We start from the raw sequence: 17876 nt of genomic DNA, 5'->3' as shown, positions 1-17876 counted from the left end.
GAGGGGTGTACGAAATGGAGCATTTGGAACAACGGTTAAAGCTCAAATATCCTCAATTGCAGCATACGGTTAAAACGATTAAATCGCCGCTTCGTTTTTGTCCCTTCGGGGCCCATGTTGATCATCAAGCTGGAATGGTAGCCGGAATGACGCTGGATATTTCTGTGGATATGGTTTATGTTCAGAACGAAGAGGAGTATATAAGGGTTCAAAGCTTGGATTTCCCCGACGAGGAGTATTTTCATCTGGAACAGGTTCCGGCGATGGTGCCGGGATTTTGGGGCAATTATTTAAGAGGGGCCGTTATGGCCCTAAGAAAGAACCATATATTAAAGCACGGTATTTATGCATTAGTTAGAGGCAAGCATCCTATTGGCGGCTTGAGCTCTTCGGCAGCGGTAACGACTGCCTATCTTCTGGCTCTTTGCGATGTGAACGGGATTAAACTCCCGCAGCTTGAGCTCATTAACTACAGCCACTGGGTAGAGAACCATTTTATCGGGCTGAATAATGGCATACTGGATCAGTCAATCAATATTTTAAGCCGTGAAGGCTATTTGACCGTGATGGATACCAAAACCAAAAGCTATGAGCTGATCGAAAGACCGCAAGCGATGCCGGAGTTTGAAGTCGTGATTGTTTATTCTGGTGTGAGCAAGGCATTGATTGGGACCGATTATAACAACCGTGTAGATGAATGCAAAGTGGCCGCATGGCTTTTGCACGAGATGGCTGGCTTGCCTATGAAAAACCTGAAAGGCACCCAGCTCCGTGATATCGAGTATGAGGTTTACCAAGAGTATAAGTCAGGCTTGCAAGGCAGATTTCAGAAGAGGGCGGAGCATTTTTTTACCGAAAATGAACGGGTTAAGCAAGGCGCCGAGGCGTGGAAGCAGGGGGACCTGCAAAAATTCGGCAGCCTGATGCTTGAATCGGGGGAAAGCTCCATTCATAATTATGAATGTGGCTGTCCAGAGCTGATCAGCATTTTCCATATCCTTAAGCATACACAAGGCGTATATGGAGCCAGGTTCAGCGGAGCGGGCTACAGAGGCTGCTGTATTGGTCTGGTGGACCCGGCGTATAAGGAGCAAATCAAAACCGCCATTGATGCACAATATCCAAAGCAGCATCCGACGTATAAGGATTTGTATCAGGTGTGCTTTAGCAAAACCGATGATGGCGCGCGAATCATATAACTGGGGTTAGAAGCGAGGGAAATACGAATGAAGGCAATTATTTTAGCAGCGGGTTACGCAACTCGCCTCTATCCTTTGACAAAGGACTTTCCAAAACCTCTTCTGGAGGTTGGAGGGAAAGCGATCATGGACCATATTATGGAGAAAATCGAAAGGGTTAGCTTGATTGACGAGATTTTTATTGTGACCAATGCCCGTTTTTATAGCCACTTTGTAGACTGGGCGAGCCAATCAGATTATTTCAAGCCGATTAAAGTCATTGATGATCGGACGACAAGCAACGAGAGCCGCTTAGGGGCTATTGCCGACTTGCAGTTTGTCTTGGAACAGGAAAAGCTCGACGATGAGCTTCTGGTCATGGCTGGCGACAATCTTTTTGATTTTGAACTAGCCGAAATGGTTCGTTTCTATCAAAGGGCGAGTACGGATACGATTGCAGCCCACGAGATAGAGGACATCGATTTTCTTAGGCGCACAGGTGTTATCCAAATCGATGCTAAGGGTAGAGTCATAGATTTTGAGGAAAAGCCGGCACAGCCTAAATCCAAGTTGGCCTGTCCTCCCTTTTATATTTACAGGCAGTCAACACTCCCTTTAATCAAGCAGTATTTGGCAGATGGCAATAACCCTGACGCACCGGGCAACTTTGTTCCTTGGCTGATCCAGCATAAGGAGGTTCACGCCTACAAGTTTGAAGGGAAGCGCTTTGATATTGGGACATTGGAGAGCTATCACGAGGCGAGGGAGCTATTCGCAAAGCAGAGTTAATTGGTAAAATGGCTGGGGTGTGTATGCAAGCGGGAGTCGCACTGCCACTTCTATTTGGAGGACTGAGGTTCCGCTATTTTGACTTTTGAATCGATTTCAGGCCGTGGGCGGACAGGAGATCCGTTATGACCTTCATCTTCCCGTTAAAATGGCTATTGGCGGGACAATAGCGGCTCCTGAGTCCGGGGCCTATGCCATAACCTGTGATTCAGTAGAAATAGCTGCTGCTGTGTCCGGCAAGTCCATCTTTATGGAAGTAGAAACATTAAAATCCCCAGCTCCTCCAATCCGTGAAAAAGGAGGAGCTGGGGATTTATTATGTTGCGAATAATCGTTTCTTAATGAAGGGTCTGCAAGGAAGCCGGAGTAAACGGAATTAATTCATCCTGTCGTCCGCCTTGGACTTTATCTGCCCACGCAGGATCGACGAGCAGGGCGCGGCCAACAGCTACAAGATCAAATTCGCCTGCATCGAGGCGTGAGGCCAGATCATCCACATTAGCGTTTTCTGCGCCTTTGCCTTCGGTAAAGAGGCTCATGAAATCGCCATCTAGTCCTACGGAGCCAACGGTAATCGTTGGTTTGCCGGTAAGCTTTTTCGTCCAGCCTGCAAAGTTGAGCTCCGAGCCTTCAAATTCCGGCTCCCAAAAGCGGCGGGTTGAGCAGTGGAAAATATCTACGCCAGCTTCTACAAGTGGAGCAAGAAACTGTCCCAATTCCTCAGGAGTGCTCGCAAGCTTAGCTGCGTACTCGGACGATTTCCACTGCGAGAGGCGAATAATAATCGGGAAATCAGGTCCCACAGCTTGGCGGCAAGCTTCAATAATCTCGACCGCAAAACGTGTTCTCGACAGCATATCGCCACCGTAACGATCCGTCCGTTTATTCGTTTTCTCCCAGAAAAATTGGTCGATCAAATAGCCGTGCGCGCCATGGAGCTCAATGCCGTCAAAGCCAATCCGTTTCGCATCGGCTGCTGCTTGTGCGTAAGCTGCAACAAGGTCTTTAATTTCGGCTTCGGTCAAAGGCTCATTAACGACCTCGCCCTCTGCAGTAATACCGGAAGGGCCGATCGGCAGTGCTTCTGGGTTCGGATGGGAGCCGACCTTGCGCGTTGTGCCAACATGCCAAATCTGCGGAACGATTTTTCCGCCAGCTGCATGAACAGCCTCGACGACCTTCGCCCAGCCATTTAATGCCGCTTCGCCATGAAAGTTAGGGATGTTTGGATTATCGGTGGCAGCCGGATGGTTAATCAGCGTGCCCTCTGTCACAATTAAGCCAACGCCATTTTCGGCGCGGCGTCTATAGTAGGCGACGACATCTTCACCAGGAACACCATTTGGAGAAAAACCGCGGGTCATAGGTGCCATTACGACACGGTTAGGCAGGGAAAGTGGACCAGCAGAGAATGGCTTGAACAACGATTGAATGGAACTCATGAATAAAATACCTCCTAATCGAATGGAAAATCTATAATTCTATAAAAATAGATATAAAAGCATGAAATGAACAGGCATAAGCAAGGTTATAGCTCATCCTGAATCATTTCTTTGAAAAGCCGAATGTTAGCTTCATTGCGTCTGTAATAAGTGTGCTGTCCGATCCGCTTCGACTCCAGCAAGCCTGCTTTATGCATTTTCACTAAATAGCCGGATATAACGGATTGCGCAAGGCCCGATTTTTCAGCAAACGAACCAACGCAGACGCCTCCAGCAAACTGACAAGCATCGGTTAGATGGCATTGAGGCCCGAAATGCTCCTCAGGTGTTTTCAGCCATTTTAAAATATGGTACCGTTTCTCGTTAGACACAGCTTTAAGTATTGATAAAGTATCCATGAGGATTAGTATATCTACTTTTATAGAAATGTCAAATTGTTATTTTGTAAAATAGAAAGGAGCAGGCAGCCAGTTGAGCGAGAAAAAGAATGGCTCCAACTCATGAAAGATGAGCCGGAGCCATTTTTAAAAATATAGGAAAAGATATCGTAACGCGATCCTTTCCTATATTTCTAGGGTTGAAACGGGCCGCGCCGCCAAAGGACGGCGACAGCCGTTTCACCTTGTGCCTATTTGTGATCGATAGGGTGGACTTTGCAATTATTCCGTTATCGGAAACCAGCCTGGCGCATGCGTAATGGCTCCCCACAAGCCATTCGGGATGACAAGACGCTCCTGATCCTGCTTGGACAGCGTAGTCACAATATCCTGCTCGTTACCTTGCTTGATTTTCTCCGTCCAATCCGGGTCGATAATGAGCTCGCGGCCTAGGGCGATGAACGGCACGCCGGAGTTTTTCGCTTGCAGAGCCTCTTCGGCAGTTGTGATGCTGCCAACTCCGATGAATGGAATGTGCTCGCTGTATTTTTCGACGAACCAGGCCATGCGGCTTTGCGAATCCTGTTCGCCTCTGCGCGGCTTCGACCAGAAATCATTAAGCGACACATGCAAATAATCCAGCTTTTGCTCGATTAGAGCGTTAACCAGATGGTACGAATGCTCCATCGTCAAGCCTTCTTCTTCAGGCTCCTCAGGCGAGAAGCGATAGCCCACCAGAAATGGCTGTGGCGCCATAGCTGCGGCTTTCTGAACGGCTTCAACGACGTAGAGCGGGAAAGCCATCCGTTTATGGAGCGAGCCGCCCCAATCGTCGGTACGTACATTGGAAGCAGGGGAGTAGAATTGCTGCAGCAGATAGCCGTTGGCACCATGAATTTCTACGCCGTCAAAACCAGCCTCAATTGCTCGGCGGGTCGCTTCGCCAAAGTCGGCGATAATCGCTTTGATTTCATCCTCGGTTAGCTCGCGTGGTACAATACCGCCTTCTTGCTGGGCAATGCTGCTGGCGCTCACCAAATCATCATTCGGCACTAGGCCAGGAAAGCAGGATCTTCCGCCATGAAAAATTTGCAAAATCGCCTTCGCGCCGCGGCTTTTAATCGCATCGGCCAGACGCTTGAGGCTTGGGATCATTTCGTCGGTATCCGCGCCAAATTCGCCCGGGAAGCCTTTGCCGTTGCGGCTTACGTAGACGCATGCTGTAACGACGATGCCGGGCCCCGCACTGCGACGGCTGTAGTAGGCGAGCTCCTCATCAGGCACTGTACCGTCCGGATTGGAAGAGCAGGTTGTCATTGGCGCCATTACAATACGATTATGTACAGACATGCCATTCGTGAAAGTGAATGGTTCAAATAAAGGCTGAAATTGTGGTTTCATCAGTCGTTCCCTCCAGTTACGAAATGCTATCTACTTTATTTTATATCAGAAAATAAACAAAGGAAAGCGGAGTGGAAAGGTTGCTTAAATGAAAGGGCTGGTATATAATCAACCAGATTTGCAAACAACTGAAAAATTGTGGGAATAAGGTGCGACAGCTGCGGCTGGAGCTTAAAAGGGAAGTTCGGTGCAAAACCGACGCGGTCCCGCCACTGTTACGGATTAGCTGAAGCTACAAGGCCACTGATCTCGCTTAGCGAGAATGGGAAGGCAGCTTGCAGCATGATTTCTGGTAGCCAGGAGACCTGCCTGTTCTGACAACACTGCTGTAACCTACGGAGAATAGGGAAGTGTTAGCGCGCATGCTTATTTGCTATGATGGAAAATAACAATAACAGGCAGCTCTATCCTTCCTATGACTGGAGGCAGAGCTGTCTTTTTTTTGCGGATTTTTACAGGAAGATGATTTTGCTAGAGGGAGAGGAAATAGAAAAGATGAAACGTACACAAACGGCAAGAAATAAAAAAAGAATGGGTGTTTTATTCAGCCTCTGCTTGCTGCTGGCGCTGATGGGCTGCAGTGGTGCCAACGGCTCCACTGAATCGAGCAGCAATAATGGGCTGTCGCAGCAGTCTGCTGCTCCTTCCGCCGCTGTGGATGCTGCTTCTGAAGAAATCGTGCTGGCTGCGCCGCGGGATTTAGCACCAGGACCACAAGATGCTTATTACACGAGCACTATTCTATACGTATGGGAGCCGCTAATTGCTGCTTCTGAGGATGGCAAGCCTGCTCCAAAGCTGGCGGAATCGTGGGAAATGTCCGCTGATGGCAAGGAATGGACCTTCATGCTGCGCAAAGGCGTGACGTTCCACGATGGTGCGCCATTCAACGCGGACGCGGCGCTTGCAAATTTTGCCCGTTACAAGCAGGTGAGCCCGAAGAGTTCGCCGTTCTATACGCTCGACATCAACAATTCATACCCAAGCCTTCAGGAAGTTGTGAAGGTTGATGATAGCACGATTAAACTTGTGTTCGATAATCCGCAGCCGACGCTGCTGTATTCAATGATCAATTTCTCAAGCCCGATGTACAGCCCGAATAATTTTGACGAAAACGGCGACTTCAACGGCCTGCCGCAAGGAACAGGCCCTTTCAAGCTTGTACAGCATGAGAAGGATCAATTTTCACTGCTAGAGGCTTATGACGGTTATTATGGCGAAAAAGCAAAAGCTCAAAAAATCCGCGTCCGCGTCATACCTGACCCTGATACAAGGCTGGCTGCCCTTAAATCTGGGGAGATTTTGGGCGTCATGGATTTGGGAGCTATTCCTCCTGCCCATGCCGAGGAGCTGCTGAAGGATGACCGCTTTGCTGTATCGACGGCGAAATCGACGATTTCCCACTACCTGCATCCGAACGGTGCCAAAGCGCCCTTCAATGATGTGAAGATGCGTCAGGCGCTGAGCCTGATTATTGACCGCGAGCAGCTGGTGAAGGAACTGTATTTGGGTTATCCAACCGCTACAGCCAACATTCTAAATTCGACCTCGCCGTTTTACAAGGACATTCCTGCCGTTCATGATTCGGAAAAGGCAATCGCTCTGTCGCATGAGGTGCTTGGCGATAGCAGGCAGGCGGTTACGCTAATTGTGCCAACCTATGGGCTTGACCGTTATCCGTATAAAGCGCAGGCCGAGCTGCTTCAGGCTGTGCTTCAACAATTGCAGCTGGACGTTACGATTCAAATATTGGATGGCGCAGCTTACAAGGAAGCACAGGCACAAGGAAACTTCGATTTGGCTATGGCCATTCAGGGGCTGCCGAACGGCGATCCTTATTCGATTTTAAACAATTATATGGCTAGCGAAGGCTCAAGCAATAAAAGCTATACGCTCGGTTACAGCAATGCCCGTGTGGATGAGCTGTTGAATCAGGTGAAGACGACGCTGAATATGGATGATCGCACTGCCATTTATAACGAGCTGCAGGATATTGCAGCCGAGGAATTGCCGACGATTCCGCTGTTTAATGATGCGAGCTTAATTGCGTTCAGCAAAGAAATAACCGGATACGGGGCACTTGTGTATGGTACAACGCTGCCGCAGCTGGAGCGGGTACAATAAGATGGCCTATTTCATTCGGAGGTTGGCGGCGGCTGTTCCCGTCCTGATTGGCATTACGTTTATAGCCTTTGCATTAAGCGTCGCCTCTCCGGGTGATCCGGCTGTCGAGCTGCTCAGCATGAACGGCTTCAGCCAGCCGACCGAAGAGCAAATTGCTTTGAAACGGGAAGAGATGGGGCTGAATGATCCACTGCTCGTTCAATATGGACATTGGTTATCAAAGGCGGTACAAGGTGATTTGGGAACGTCGTATATGACGAAGGAATCGGTTAGCGGCGAGCTGCTGCGCCGCCTTCCTGCAACCTTAAGCCTATCTTTGTTAGCTGTATTGTTCGCCATTCTGCTTGGCGTGCCATGCGGCATGCTCATGGCGATTCGGCGCAATCGGCTGTTCGATCATATCGGCAGGGCGCTTGCGCTGATTTTGGTTTCCATTCCCGGATTTTGGCTGGCGATCATGCTCATGGCCTTATGGTCGGAGAAGCTGCAGCTGCTCCCAACCAGCGGCTATGGGACATGGAAGCATCTGCTTATGCCAGCCGCGGTGCTTGCTTCCGGTACAGGCGCCATATTGATGCGGCTAACGCGTGCGGCGCTGCTGGAGGAGCTGAATAAAGATTATATGCTGACGGCCCGGGCTAAGGGGCTGCGTGAAAGCTTCATTGTGCTTCGGCATGCGCTGCGCAATGCTTGTATTCCGCTGCTCACGGTCACCGGCAGCTATTTTGGAGCGATTGTTGGCGGCTCCGTCATCGTGGAAGTTATTTTCGCGGTGCCAGGCATCGGACGCTTTGCGATGGACGGTATTTTTCGCAGAGATTATCCGGTCATTCAGGGCTATGTCGTATTTACCGGTCTCATTTACGTCCTGTTCAATTTGGCAACGGATTTATGCTATGGGCTTGCTCATCCGCAAATCAGGCTGGGAGGGAAGCTTCGATGAAGATATCCTATAGGTTGGCTGCAGGCGTGCTTGCCTTTTTTCTGCTTGCCAGCTTGCTGGCACCGCTGCTTGCTCCCTATGACCCGAATCAGATTAATATGGCGGAAAGGCTTACACCGTTATCCACTGCACATTGGCTAGGAACAGACACGCTGGGTCGGGATGTGCTTAGTCGCATTTTATATGGCGGAAGGGTGTCGATCTTGCTGGCGGTAGCTGTTACGCTCGCTACAATGCTAGTCGGCCTGCTGCTCGGAACGATAAGCGGTTATGCTGGCGGTTGGATCGATGAAGCCATACAAATTGTGGTTAGCATTTTTCAAGGACTGCCGGGTCTCGCGCTTATGCTGGCCATTGCAGGTACGCTCGGTCCCGGTGTGAAAAGCCTGTTTATCGCGCTTCTCTTCACCTCATGGGCAGATTTTTCCCGGGTCGTGCGCGGCGAGGTTATGAAAATACGCGAAGAAAGCTACGTGGAAGGCATCCGTGCTTTAGGGGCGGGCCATGCGTACATAATCAGCAAGCATATGCTTCCGAATTTATTGGGGCCGCTTATTGTATTGTTCACGATTCGGATTGGGCGAGTGATTCTATCTATCGCCTCGCTTAGCTTTCTCGGTCTAGGCTTGCAGCCGCCAGCGGCAGATTGGGGAGTGATGGTGAACGATGCCCGGCCATATTTTCGCAGCTATCCACATCTAATGTTCGCACCTGGACTCTGTATAGCCGCTGTATCCCTATGCATCAATTGGCTGGGTGATGGTCTTCGCGATAAGCTGGATACACGGACGGAGAAAGAGCATTCACTGCTTTAGGAGGAATGATGTTGACCGATACGCTTATGGTAATCAAGCAGCTTAATGCTTCCTTTCAGACAAGGGAAGGGCTTGTGCAGGCGGTTGAAGGGGCAACGCTTGAGCTGAAGCGGGGCCGCATTTTTGGGCTGATTGGCGAGACGGGCAGCGGCAAGTCGGTGCTAGGTCTATCACTGGTGAGGCTGCTTCCCGCACATGCTTTCGTCAGTGGAAGCATCCTGTATAAAGGCCGAGATTTGCTGCAGCTGAGCCCAAAAGAAATGAGGCAAATACGGGGAAGGGAAATCGCCCTCATTCCGCAAAATCCTGCAAGCTCCCTCAATCCAGTTCTGACGCTTGGCAGTCAGCTTCGCGAGGCGATTCGCACTTATGGCGGGAGAGCGGGGAACAAGCAGGTCAACGCTGAGGCGGCTGGTTTGCTGCATGCGATGAATATGCCGGATGCGGAGCAGCAGCTGCGGCGCTACCCCTTTCAGCTAAGCGGCGGAATGAAGCAGCGTGTGCTGGCGGCAATGGGACTTGCCGGAAGCCCGTCATTGCTTATTGCCGATGAGCCGACGAAAGGGCTCGATGCTCTAATCCGCGTCCAGGTGACGGAAATGCTGGCAAATATGGCACGGCGCACAGGCGCGGCGCTGCTGCTCATCACGCATGATCTGGATGTAGCGCGGGTGCTTTGCGATGAAGTGGGAGTCATGTATGCCGGTCAAATCATTGAGCAGGGGCCAGCGAAGAAGCTTTTTGCACAGCCGATGCATCCTTACACGCGCGGTTTAATCGCATCTATGCCCAGCAGAGGCATGATTCCGATAGCTGGAACAGCGCCGAGCTTGACGGATAGGCCTGCTGGCTGCAAGTTTTATGATCGCTGTGCTTCAGCGATGCCGCGCTGCGAAGCAGAGCAGCCAGGCTTATATAAGACGGCACAAACCGAGATAACGAATAAGGCAAATGAACCAGAAGACGACGGTACGGTTGAGGGGCAACAAGCAGCCGCCGAGCATATAGCTGCTCAGCACACAGCCGCTCAGCACAAAGCGAGGTGTTTTCTTTATGCTTGAAATGATTGAGCTGCATAAACGCTATCGGAGCAACTGGCTAACAGGCAGAGGCCATCAGGCGGTGGAGCCAGCAACCTTTCAAATTGCTGAAGGAGAGTCGCTGGGGCTGGTCGGAGAGAGCGGCAGCGGCAAATCGACGCTTGCGCGGCTGCTGCTAAAGCTGATTTCGGCTGATGGCGGCCGTATTTTATATAAAGGAACCGATATTAGCGGGTATTCCATGAAGCAGATGAGGCCGCTGCGCCGGGAGCTGCAAATCATGTTTCAGCATCCGCACTCCGCGCTTAATCCTCGGCGGACGCTGCTGGATAGTCTGCTTGAGCCGGTGCTGCTGCATCGACTAATGAATAAGGCAGCAGCCATGGAAAAGGCACTTGAGCTAATAGACGTTGTCGGGCTGAGGGCGGAGGTGCTGACGCGGTATCCCCATCAGGTAAGCGGGGGCCAAATACAGCGAATCGTCATTGCTCGAGCCTTGATGCTGGAGCCAAAGTTTCTTGTACTGGATGAGCCTACGTCGATGCTTGACGTTTCTGTACAGGCGCAGGTCATCCAGCTGCTCCAGCGCATTCGCAAGGAATTTGGGCTGACTTATTTGTTTATTTCGCATGATTTGGAGCTGGTGCGGCATATGTGCGATCGAATCGGGGTTATGAAAGAGGGACGTATCGTTGAGCTTGACGAGAGCGAGTGTATAATGGAGCGCCCGCAGCATCCTTATACACAGCAGCTGGTGAATGCTTTTCAAGCCTTCAAGCGGTAGGTAATACAGCTTAAGCCAGACTCTGCAAAAGAAAAGGAGCATGTATTAAATGATGAAATGGTACAGCGAAGTCGGCTTGACGCCAGCTGCCTACTGGACGCTGGCTTGGGAACAGGCAGCCCAAAGCGACTCCCGCGTCAGCAACGATGCCGAGGAGGAAAGCTACTGGCAGCAGCATGCGCCTGTCTATGATGAACGCAATCCGCTTGCGCCGTATACGGCGGAACTGATGGGCAGCGTTATCGCAAGCTTGCGGGCCGACGATGAACTCATTGAAGTGGGGCCTGGCACGGGCGGATTTACGCAGCTGCTTGCTCCACATGTCGGCAAGCTTACCGTCGTGGAGCCTTCGGCGGCGATGTATGCAATACTAGCAACAAATTGGGAGCAGTCTGGTGTGGCCCAAGCCGTGCCGGAGGCGATACGAACGAAGTGGGAAGAGGCATCGGGGCTCACTTGTGATGTGCTGTTCAGTGCCAATGCATTTTACCGGATTCGCGACATGAAGGAGAGCCTTGCCCAGATGAGCCATGCAACCGGCAGGCGCGTCTATCTTGTACAGTCGATCGGGGTGCCTTTTGCCCATCCGCTGCGGGCTATGCATGGCGGAAAGCAGCTGGAACGCAGCCGCGCACAGGTGATTTGCGACATTTTGCAGGAAATGGCGATTTCCCATCAAATGGACACTTTTGCTGTGCAGCGCAAAAGCGGGGCAGTTCATAATGTGGCCCTGATTTCCTGGGATACGTAGCGTACCGGACCTTATCGGACATTACGCACTGTACATAAGAGCATGCCTTGATAGAGCAGCAGCATGAAAGCGGATATCGCTAGCATCTGCTGCTTTTTGTTTTACGCAAATTCATCTATTCCCTTTTGCACCCCAGTACTTGTCGATGCCTTGCCACTCAGAGTATAGTAATAACTTATAATGCATGTGCAGGCTCCTAAGTGCTGCGCAAGAAAGGAGCCTGCCATGAAGGTGCAGCAGCTGTACGATCAATACGTTCGAAATAATCTCTTTATGAAAATGATTTTGCTGTTCGTATTGATTACGACGGGCACAATCGTCACCTTTGCTTATTTTATGTATGATTTTATGTCGCAATCGATCGTTCGCAATGAGCTGGAAAATCAGAAAAAAGCGATGGATAGCGTAAACAGCTATATGACCCGCAAATATGATTCCGTCCAGTCCATGATGGTGGATGTATACCGCAATGAGCCGCTATCGCTGAATTTATCTTATTTTTTGCAAAACCCCTTCGATGACTATATGAAATTCAGGCTCGATCAAAATGTCGATGAGGCGAGTGCGAGTCTGCCGAAAGGGCTGGACTATTTTGACAATAAGCTGGAGGACGATCCGGATATCGAAAATTTGCTGCTGTACAGCTCGAATCGGCAGTTTCTATATGTGTATAAGAAAAATCATGTCACGAAGCTGATTTCGTCCAACGCCTCGCGTTCCTTTATTCCCGATGCGATGGCACAGGAGGACACCCGCGTATCCGTTCCGAATATTTGGGTGCGGCGCGCCATTGAGCAGACCGATCCTGAGCTGTACGCCTTTCGGCTCCCGATTAATGACAAGCAGACGCTTAAAGGGCTAGGCCAATTGCTCGTCTACTTCAAATCGGAAAATATTACGCAGGTGCTGAAAAATTACGAGGGACAGCTTAAAGGCTACATCGTCGTACTGAACCCAGCCGGAGAGGTGCTGTTCGATTCCTCGGACACCTATTATGGGCAAGTTTATCCCTATATGGACAAATTGGACACGCTCTATGGAACGGCGATGCTGGAGCAGGAGTCCTATGTCACGACGCTGACGCAAAATCAGGCGGGCTTTATCGTCGTCGGCGTAGCGCCGAAGGCGGAGGTCGCGGCAGCGGCCCACGGGCTGAAGCAGATGATTATGCTGATCAGCGCGCTGTGCATTGCCGTCGTGCTGCTGGTGCCGACGCTCGCCGTCGTCAATTTTGCCAAACGGACGAATAAAATTATTCGCTTCATGCGCAAGGTGGAAAGCGGCGAGCTGACCGCGCGCATCCAGGATGACCGAGGCGACGAGCTGGGGCAAATTTCGCGCAGCTTTAATGATATGCTCGATGAGCTGAGCCGCCATATCGACACGGTATACAAGGCGGAAATCAAGCAGAAGCATACGGAGCTTGCGGCTTTGCAGGCGCGGGTCAATCCGCATTTTCTATACAATACGCTGGAGGTTATTCGCATGCGGGCCGTCTCGCAAGGGGCGAAGGATGTGGGAGAGATGATTTACAGCCTGTCGGTGCTGTTCAAAAGCTTTGTACAGCCCAAGGGGAGCAATACCTTAAAGGATGAGCTGGAAACGGCGCGCCTTTATTTGGAGCTGTTTCGCATCCGCTATAAGGACAGGCTCTCCTATGCTATCAGCTGTGAGGAAGGGCTTGGCGACAAACAGGTGATGCGGATGGCGCTCCAGCCGCTAATCGAAAATTATGTGGTACATGGCTTGCGACCCCGCAGCATGGACAACGAAGTTCAAGTGGGCGTGCGGCGCAAGGATGAGCGGATTTGGGTCACGATAGCCGATAACGGCAGCGGCATCAGCAGCAAGCAGCTGGAAGAAATCCGGCAAAGGCTGGCACTGCCAGAGGAAGCTGGAGGCGACTCCTTCGGGCTTAGAAGCGTGCATGAGCGGCTGCAATTGCTATACGGAAGCGAATATGGGCTTGATATCGACAGCAAAGAGGGAGAGGGGACGACGGTCACGCTGTCCTTTCCCTATGACAAGGAGGCAGAGCATGTATAGAGTATTCATCGTGGATGATGAGCCATTCATTATTGATGGACTATACGACATTATTGACTGGTCGGCCTTTGGCCTGGAAATCGTCGGAAGCGCGGAAAATGGCCAGGAAGCGCTGGCAGCTTTGATGGATTTGCCCGCAGATATATTATTGACCGATATTTCGATGCCGACGATGGATGGGCTCACTCTTATTCGGGAAGCGCGCAAATTCCGCCCGGACCTGAAAGTGATTATCCTAAGCGGCTATAACGAATTTAATTATATAAAAGAGGGCCTGAGGCTTGGCGTCGAAAACTATTTGCTCAAGCCGATTAATCTCGACGAGCTGCAGGAAACGCTCGCGGGCACGATTGACAAGCTGAATGCCAGCAAGGCGGACCGGCTGTTCAGTGAATACGATATTCGTATTTTGCGTGATAATATATTGTACCGCTGGTTGACAGGACGCATTGCGCCAAGTGAGCTGCAGGAGCGAATGGAGCTGCTGCAGCTAAGTCTCGACCGACCGTATGTCGTTACCGCTGTAGTACGTACGGATGAGCCGGCATCACCGGCCTATGAGGCTGCTCAGCGATTGGCTGTGCAAGATTCGTCGATGCTGCCGTTTGTCGATATTGATGGCGATTTGGTCATCGTATTTATGCTCGATGAGCCTGAGGAGGGCAAGCGTGATGCGATAGAAAAGCTGCGCAGCATGCAGCCGAAGCTGACGAGGCGCGCCATGCGGCTCTCCATCGGCAGCGCCGAGCCAATGGGGGAAGCAGCGCCGCGCAGCTACGCGAATGCGAAGAAAGCGCAGGAATATTTTCTGCTGTATGATGACCCCGAAATATTGGATTACGATTTGCTTGTGCAGGCAGGGCCGCCAGGGACGGCAAATGAGGCTGCTGCACCGCTCGATTGGCCCTCCTTTGCGAGACTGATTAAAGCGAGGGAAATAGAGAAGCTGCATGAAGCGATTGAGGCGGAGTTCGAGCGCTGCCACGCTAGGGAAGGCATTACGCCCGCTTTTATGCAAAGTATGGCGATTGAGCTGATGATTCGCTTCAAGATGGAGCTCAAGGAGATTAAGCAGACCGATCAGCCGGAGCTGTATGAGGCGGGCTTCGCCAAAATTATGCAGCTTGCTTCGATTGACGGACTGATGGCGGTTGTGAAGGAAGCAGCAGCCCTGACGGTGGAGTCGCTGCTGAGGGATGTGAAAAGCCCGGTCATTCAATTGGTGCTGACCGAGGTGCATGAGCATTATGCACAGCCATTGTCGCTTAAGCTGCTGAGCCAGCAATATAATATTCATCCGGTTTACCTCGGCCATCTGTTCCAGAAGGAGACGAATGAAACCTTCACCGAATATATAAATAAATACCGAATCGGCAAAGCACAGCAGCTGTTGAAGGAGACACAGCTCAAGGTGCAGGAAATTGCGGCAACCGTCGGCTACTGGGAGACAGGCTATTTCTACAAACAATTTAAGAAATACGTCGGAATTTCACCGACTGAATACAAGGGACTACTCTAATCGCAGGATGGAGTAGTTTTTTTCTTTAATTTGTACATCATACCTTTAGTTTGTGGTCTATATGAAAATTGCCGTATCCGTTAATTTAAAACATAGAGTACAGAACATAGATTGGGGAGGAAACAAAATGAGTAACAAGAGAAAAAGATTTATGCCGCTGCTTGCCTTGCTGATGGTTGCATCGCTTGTGCTTGGTGCTTGCGGAAGTAAAAACGATAGCAGTGGTGAAGCGGGGACAGCCGAGAAGCCGGTTGAGCTCATCTGGTACACCATTGGTACACCGCAAAAAGATGTAGATAAGGTTATGGCCGAAGTGAGCAAATACACGGCGGAAAAAATTGGCGTTACGATTAAAATGAACATGGTGGACTGGGGCGATTATGCTCAGAAGCTGCAAGTTATGACAGCATCCGGTGATCCGGTTGACATTATGTTTACAGCGTCATGGGCATTCGATTATGTGCAAAATGCAAGAAAAGGCGCTTTCCTGCAAATCGATGATTTGCTGAAGGAAAAAGGCCAAGGCATCGTTAGTGCACTAGACCCAGCTTTCCTTGAAGGCTCCAAGGTCGATGGCCACAACTACGGTATTCCAGCTAATAAAGAATTGCCAGCTCAAGAAGTATGGCGCTTCAATAAACAGCTGCTCGACAAGTACAACCTGGACATGTCCGGCGTATACACGCTGGAAAGCCTAGAGCCGCTGCTGAAAACGATTAAAGAAAACGAACCGGATGTATACGCGCTTGCGGTGGATAAAAACCAAATGCCGTATGTGAAATACGACTACATTATTGAGAAGCTGCCAATGGCGGTTGCACTGGATACGACAGATTACAAAATCGTAAACGTGCTCGACACGCCTGAGATGAAGCAAATTCTCAGCACGATGCACAAATATTACAAAGCAGGCTACATCCCAACGGAAGCCGCAACGATGGATTCCATGACGGATGCGCAAACGACTGGCAAATGGTTTGCAGACCGTGCGACATCGCAGCCGTTCGCGGACAATCTATGGTCGGCGAGCTACGGCTACCCGGTTGTATCGACGCCAGCGAGCGATGCGCTCATTTACAACTGGTCGGTTATGGGCTCGATGCAGGCGATTTCTGCAAACTCGGCTTACCCAGAAAAAGCAATGGAGTTTCTGAACCTGCTTAATACGGACCCTGTCCTGCGCAATATGATCGATTCCGGTATTGAAGATGTGCATTACAAAAAAGTGAGCGACACCGTCATGGAAAACCTCGACGAGTCGAAAAACTACGATATGCCAACCTTCTCGCTCGGCAATCTGATGATTACGTATTTGAATACGACAGACCCGACGAACAAATGGGAAGAATTCAAGAAATTTAATGATGCGGGTACAGTAGCACCGCTGCTTGGCTTTAACTTTGATACATCGAAAGTGACAACCGAAATCGCTTCCGTGCAAAACGTTAAAGAAGAGTACTGGGCAGCTCTAATGACCGGTACGGTTGACCCTGAAGTTTATTTGCCGCGTGCCAATGAGAAGTTTAAAGCGGCAGGCCTGGATAAAATTATTGTGGAAGCGCAGCGCCAGCTTGATGAGTGGAGAGCCGCGAACGGCAAGTAAAGCGGAAGGCGTGGGGCGAATGGATCGTATTCGCTTCATGCCTTCTCTCATTAATCCGACTGCGAAGAGGTGAAGAAATTGGGAGCTATAGGACGTTTTTTCAAGGATATGAACAAAAATACCGCCATGCTGCTAATGGTGCTTCCAGCTACAGCCTGGTTTATTCTATTTTCCTACCTGCCGATGGCGGGCATGATTATTGCCTTCAAGGAATACCGCTACAGCCGCAATGGTTTTCTAGCCAGCATTATTGAGAGCAAATGGGTAGGCTTTCAAAACTTCAAATTTCTGTTCAGTACGAATGATGCCTACATCATTACCCGTAATACAGTGCTGTACAATGTTGTGTTTATTGTGCTGGGCCTTGTCATTGCGGTAGCAATGGCGATTATGCTTGCTGAAATTACGAACAAGCGGCTCGCTAAGCTTTATCAAACGGGCATGTTTTTACCTTATTTTCTATCGTGGGTTATCGTGGGCTACTTCGTCTACAGCTTTCTGAGCTTGGATCGAGGCGTGTTCAACCAAATCGCCGAGATGCTGGGCATGGACCCGGTCAACTGGTATTCGAGCCCGGGTTATTGGCCGGTTATGATTGTCGTCGTTTTCCTATGGAAATCGGTCGGCTATAACAGCGTCATCTATTTGGCCGCTATTATGGGGATCGACAAGTCGCTTTATGAAGCGGCGATGATTGACGGGGCCAACAAATGGCAGCAAATTCGCAATGTAACGCTGCCGATGCTGATGCCGCTCATGACGATTCTGACGCTGCTGGCGATCGGGAAAATTTTCTATGCCGATTTTGGCCTCTTCTTCCAAGTACCGCGCGATTCGGGTACGCTCTACAGCGTAACGAACGTTATCGACACTTATGTTTACCGCGGGCTTAAGTCCACGGGTGAGATCGGCATGACAACGGCTGCGGGCTTGTACCAGTCGATTATCGGCTTCATTCTGGTTATTACATCCAATGGCATCGTGCGCAAGTTTAATAAAGACAACGCATTGTTTTAGGATGGATGTCAGCAACCTTGCTTATTGAATTTTCTAGGAACAGAAGT

The 17876-nt window shown here is 50.4% G+C and carries 15 protein-coding genes and 1 riboswitch; of the genes, 12 read left to right on the top strand and 3 right to left on the bottom strand.

Features of this window, described 5'->3' with window-relative positions:
- Positions 1-14 precede the first annotated feature (14 nt).
- Complete coding sequence (locus tag ACSR9A_RS23270) at positions 15-1199, top strand: GHMP family kinase ATP-binding protein (RefSeq protein ID WP_473759787.1); 1185 nt, start codon at positions 15-17, stop codon at positions 1197-1199.
- Positions 1200-1226: 27 nt separating this feature from the next.
- Positions 1227-1967 (top strand): nucleotidyltransferase family protein, encoded by a 741-nt coding sequence (locus ACSR9A_RS23265; protein ID WP_473759785.1) that lies wholly within the window; start codon positions 1227-1229, stop codon positions 1965-1967.
- A 338-nt stretch (positions 1968-2305) separates the two neighbouring features.
- Here the strand turns inward: ACSR9A_RS23265 and ACSR9A_RS23260 are convergent, their stop codons facing one another.
- From ACSR9A_RS23260 to ACSR9A_RS23250, 3 genes are all read right to left on the bottom strand, one after another.
- Positions 2306-3409 (bottom strand): NADH:flavin oxidoreductase, encoded by a 1104-nt coding sequence (locus tag ACSR9A_RS23260; protein ID WP_473759783.1) that lies wholly within the window; start codon positions 3407-3409, stop codon positions 2306-2308.
- A gap of 86 nt (positions 3410-3495) precedes the next feature.
- On the bottom strand, positions 3496-3807 hold the full coding sequence (locus ACSR9A_RS23255; protein ID WP_341282115.1) for an ArsR/SmtB family transcription factor: 312 nt from the start codon (positions 3805-3807) through the stop codon (positions 3496-3498).
- Positions 3808-4068: 261 nt separating this feature from the next.
- Positions 4069-5187: an NADH-dependent flavin oxidoreductase gene (locus tag ACSR9A_RS23250; RefSeq protein ID WP_473759781.1), complete on the bottom strand. Its 1119-nt coding sequence runs from the start codon at positions 5185-5187 to the stop codon at positions 4069-4071.
- Between the two features lie 129 nt (positions 5188-5316).
- Positions 5317-5514, top strand: a riboswitch (cobalamin riboswitch).
- Between the two features lie 168 nt (positions 5515-5682).
- Here ACSR9A_RS23250 and ACSR9A_RS23245 point away from each other — a divergent pair.
- From ACSR9A_RS23245 to ACSR9A_RS23200, 10 genes are all read left to right on the top strand, one after another.
- Positions 5683-7311, top strand: a complete 1629-nt coding sequence (locus tag ACSR9A_RS23245) for an ABC transporter substrate-binding protein (protein WP_473759779.1) — start codon at positions 5683-5685, stop codon at positions 7309-7311.
- Positions 7274-8254, top strand: coding sequence for a nickel ABC transporter permease (gene nikB / locus ACSR9A_RS23240; RefSeq protein WP_473759777.1), 981 nt, complete (start codon positions 7274-7276; stop codon positions 8252-8254). The genes ACSR9A_RS23245 and nikB overlap by 38 nt, the downstream gene beginning before the upstream one ends.
- On the top strand, positions 8251-9069 hold the full coding sequence (locus ACSR9A_RS23235; RefSeq protein WP_473759775.1) for an ABC transporter permease: 819 nt from the start codon (positions 8251-8253) through the stop codon (positions 9067-9069). Before nikB ends, ACSR9A_RS23235 begins: the two co-directional genes overlap by 4 nt.
- An 8-nt stretch (positions 9070-9077) precedes the next feature.
- Complete coding sequence (locus ACSR9A_RS23230; RefSeq protein ID WP_473759774.1) at positions 9078-10130, top strand: ABC transporter ATP-binding protein; 1053 nt, start codon at positions 9078-9080, stop codon at positions 10128-10130.
- On the top strand, positions 10123-10893 hold the full coding sequence (locus tag ACSR9A_RS23225; RefSeq protein ID WP_473759772.1) for an ATP-binding cassette domain-containing protein: 771 nt from the start codon (positions 10123-10125) through the stop codon (positions 10891-10893). The genes ACSR9A_RS23230 and ACSR9A_RS23225 overlap by 8 nt, the downstream gene beginning before the upstream one ends.
- 49 nt (positions 10894-10942) lie before the next feature.
- The gene (locus tag ACSR9A_RS23220) at positions 10943-11644 is read left to right on the top strand and encodes a class I SAM-dependent methyltransferase (RefSeq protein ID WP_473759770.1); all 702 of its coding nucleotides are present in this window, start codon (positions 10943-10945) and stop codon (positions 11642-11644) included.
- 225 nt (positions 11645-11869) lie between these two features.
- Positions 11870-13690, top strand: a complete 1821-nt coding sequence (locus ACSR9A_RS23215) for a sensor histidine kinase (protein WP_473759768.1) — start codon at positions 11870-11872, stop codon at positions 13688-13690.
- Positions 13683-15209, top strand: a complete 1527-nt coding sequence (locus tag ACSR9A_RS23210; protein ID WP_473759766.1) for a response regulator — start codon at positions 13683-13685, stop codon at positions 15207-15209. The genes ACSR9A_RS23215 and ACSR9A_RS23210 overlap by 8 nt, the downstream gene beginning before the upstream one ends.
- Before the next feature lie 127 nt (positions 15210-15336).
- Positions 15337-16812, top strand: a complete 1476-nt coding sequence (locus ACSR9A_RS23205; RefSeq protein ID WP_473759764.1) for an ABC transporter substrate-binding protein — start codon at positions 15337-15339, stop codon at positions 16810-16812.
- 108 nt (positions 16813-16920) lie between these two features.
- Positions 16921-17829: an ABC transporter permease gene (locus ACSR9A_RS23200; protein WP_473760235.1), complete on the top strand. Its 909-nt coding sequence runs from the start codon at positions 16921-16923 to the stop codon at positions 17827-17829.
- Positions 17830-17876: the final 47 nt, after the last annotated feature.

It is taken from the genome of Paenibacillus sp. R-74696, from assembly GCF_055814915.1.
The sequence above is the reverse complement of the archived record's forward strand: the minus strand, read 5'-3'. Positions and strand labels throughout refer to the sequence as shown.

What these genes read in the sequence shown, in the direction of transcription:
- ACSR9A_RS23220 (WP_473759770.1), top strand. Translation starts at nt 10,943, where the DNA reads ATGATGAAATGGTACAGCGAAGTCGGCTTGACGCCAGCTGCCTACTGG.
- ACSR9A_RS23200 (WP_473760235.1), top strand. Translation starts at nt 16,921, where the DNA reads ATGAACAAAAATACCGCCATGCTGCTAATGGTGCTTCCAGCTACAGCC.
- ACSR9A_RS23235 (WP_473759775.1), top strand. Translation starts at nt 8,251, where the DNA reads ATGAAGATATCCTATAGGTTGGCTGCAGGCGTGCTTGCCTTTTTTCTG.
- ACSR9A_RS23270 (WP_473759787.1), top strand. Translation starts at nt 15, where the DNA reads ATGGAGCATTTGGAACAACGGTTAAAGCTCAAATATCCTCAATTGCAG.
- ACSR9A_RS23265 (WP_473759785.1), top strand. Translation starts at nt 1,227, where the DNA reads ATGAAGGCAATTATTTTAGCAGCGGGTTACGCAACTCGCCTCTATCCT.
- ACSR9A_RS23230 (WP_473759774.1), top strand. Translation starts at nt 9,078, where the DNA reads ATGTTGACCGATACGCTTATGGTAATCAAGCAGCTTAATGCTTCCTTT.
- ACSR9A_RS23215 (WP_473759768.1), top strand. Translation starts at nt 11,870, where the DNA reads ATGAAGGTGCAGCAGCTGTACGATCAATACGTTCGAAATAATCTCTTT.
- ACSR9A_RS23260 (WP_473759783.1), bottom strand. Translation starts at nt 3,409, where the DNA reads ATGAGTTCCATTCAATCGTTGTTCAAGCCATTCTCTGCTGGTCCACTT.
- ACSR9A_RS23210 (WP_473759766.1), top strand. Translation starts at nt 13,683, where the DNA reads ATGTATAGAGTATTCATCGTGGATGATGAGCCATTCATTATTGATGGA.
- ACSR9A_RS23255 (WP_341282115.1), bottom strand. Translation starts at nt 3,807, where the DNA reads ATGGATACTTTATCAATACTTAAAGCTGTGTCTAACGAGAAACGGTAC.
- ACSR9A_RS23225 (WP_473759772.1), top strand. Translation starts at nt 10,123, where the DNA reads ATGCTTGAAATGATTGAGCTGCATAAACGCTATCGGAGCAACTGGCTA.
- ACSR9A_RS23250 (WP_473759781.1), bottom strand. Translation starts at nt 5,187, where the DNA reads ATGAAACCACAATTTCAGCCTTTATTTGAACCATTCACTTTCACGAAT.
- ACSR9A_RS23205 (WP_473759764.1), top strand. Translation starts at nt 15,337, where the DNA reads ATGAGTAACAAGAGAAAAAGATTTATGCCGCTGCTTGCCTTGCTGATG.
- nikB (WP_473759777.1), top strand. Translation starts at nt 7,274, where the DNA reads ATGGTACAACGCTGCCGCAGCTGGAGCGGGTACAATAAGATGGCCTAT.
- ACSR9A_RS23245 (WP_473759779.1), top strand. Translation starts at nt 5,683, where the DNA reads ATGAAACGTACACAAACGGCAAGAAATAAAAAAAGAATGGGTGTTTTA.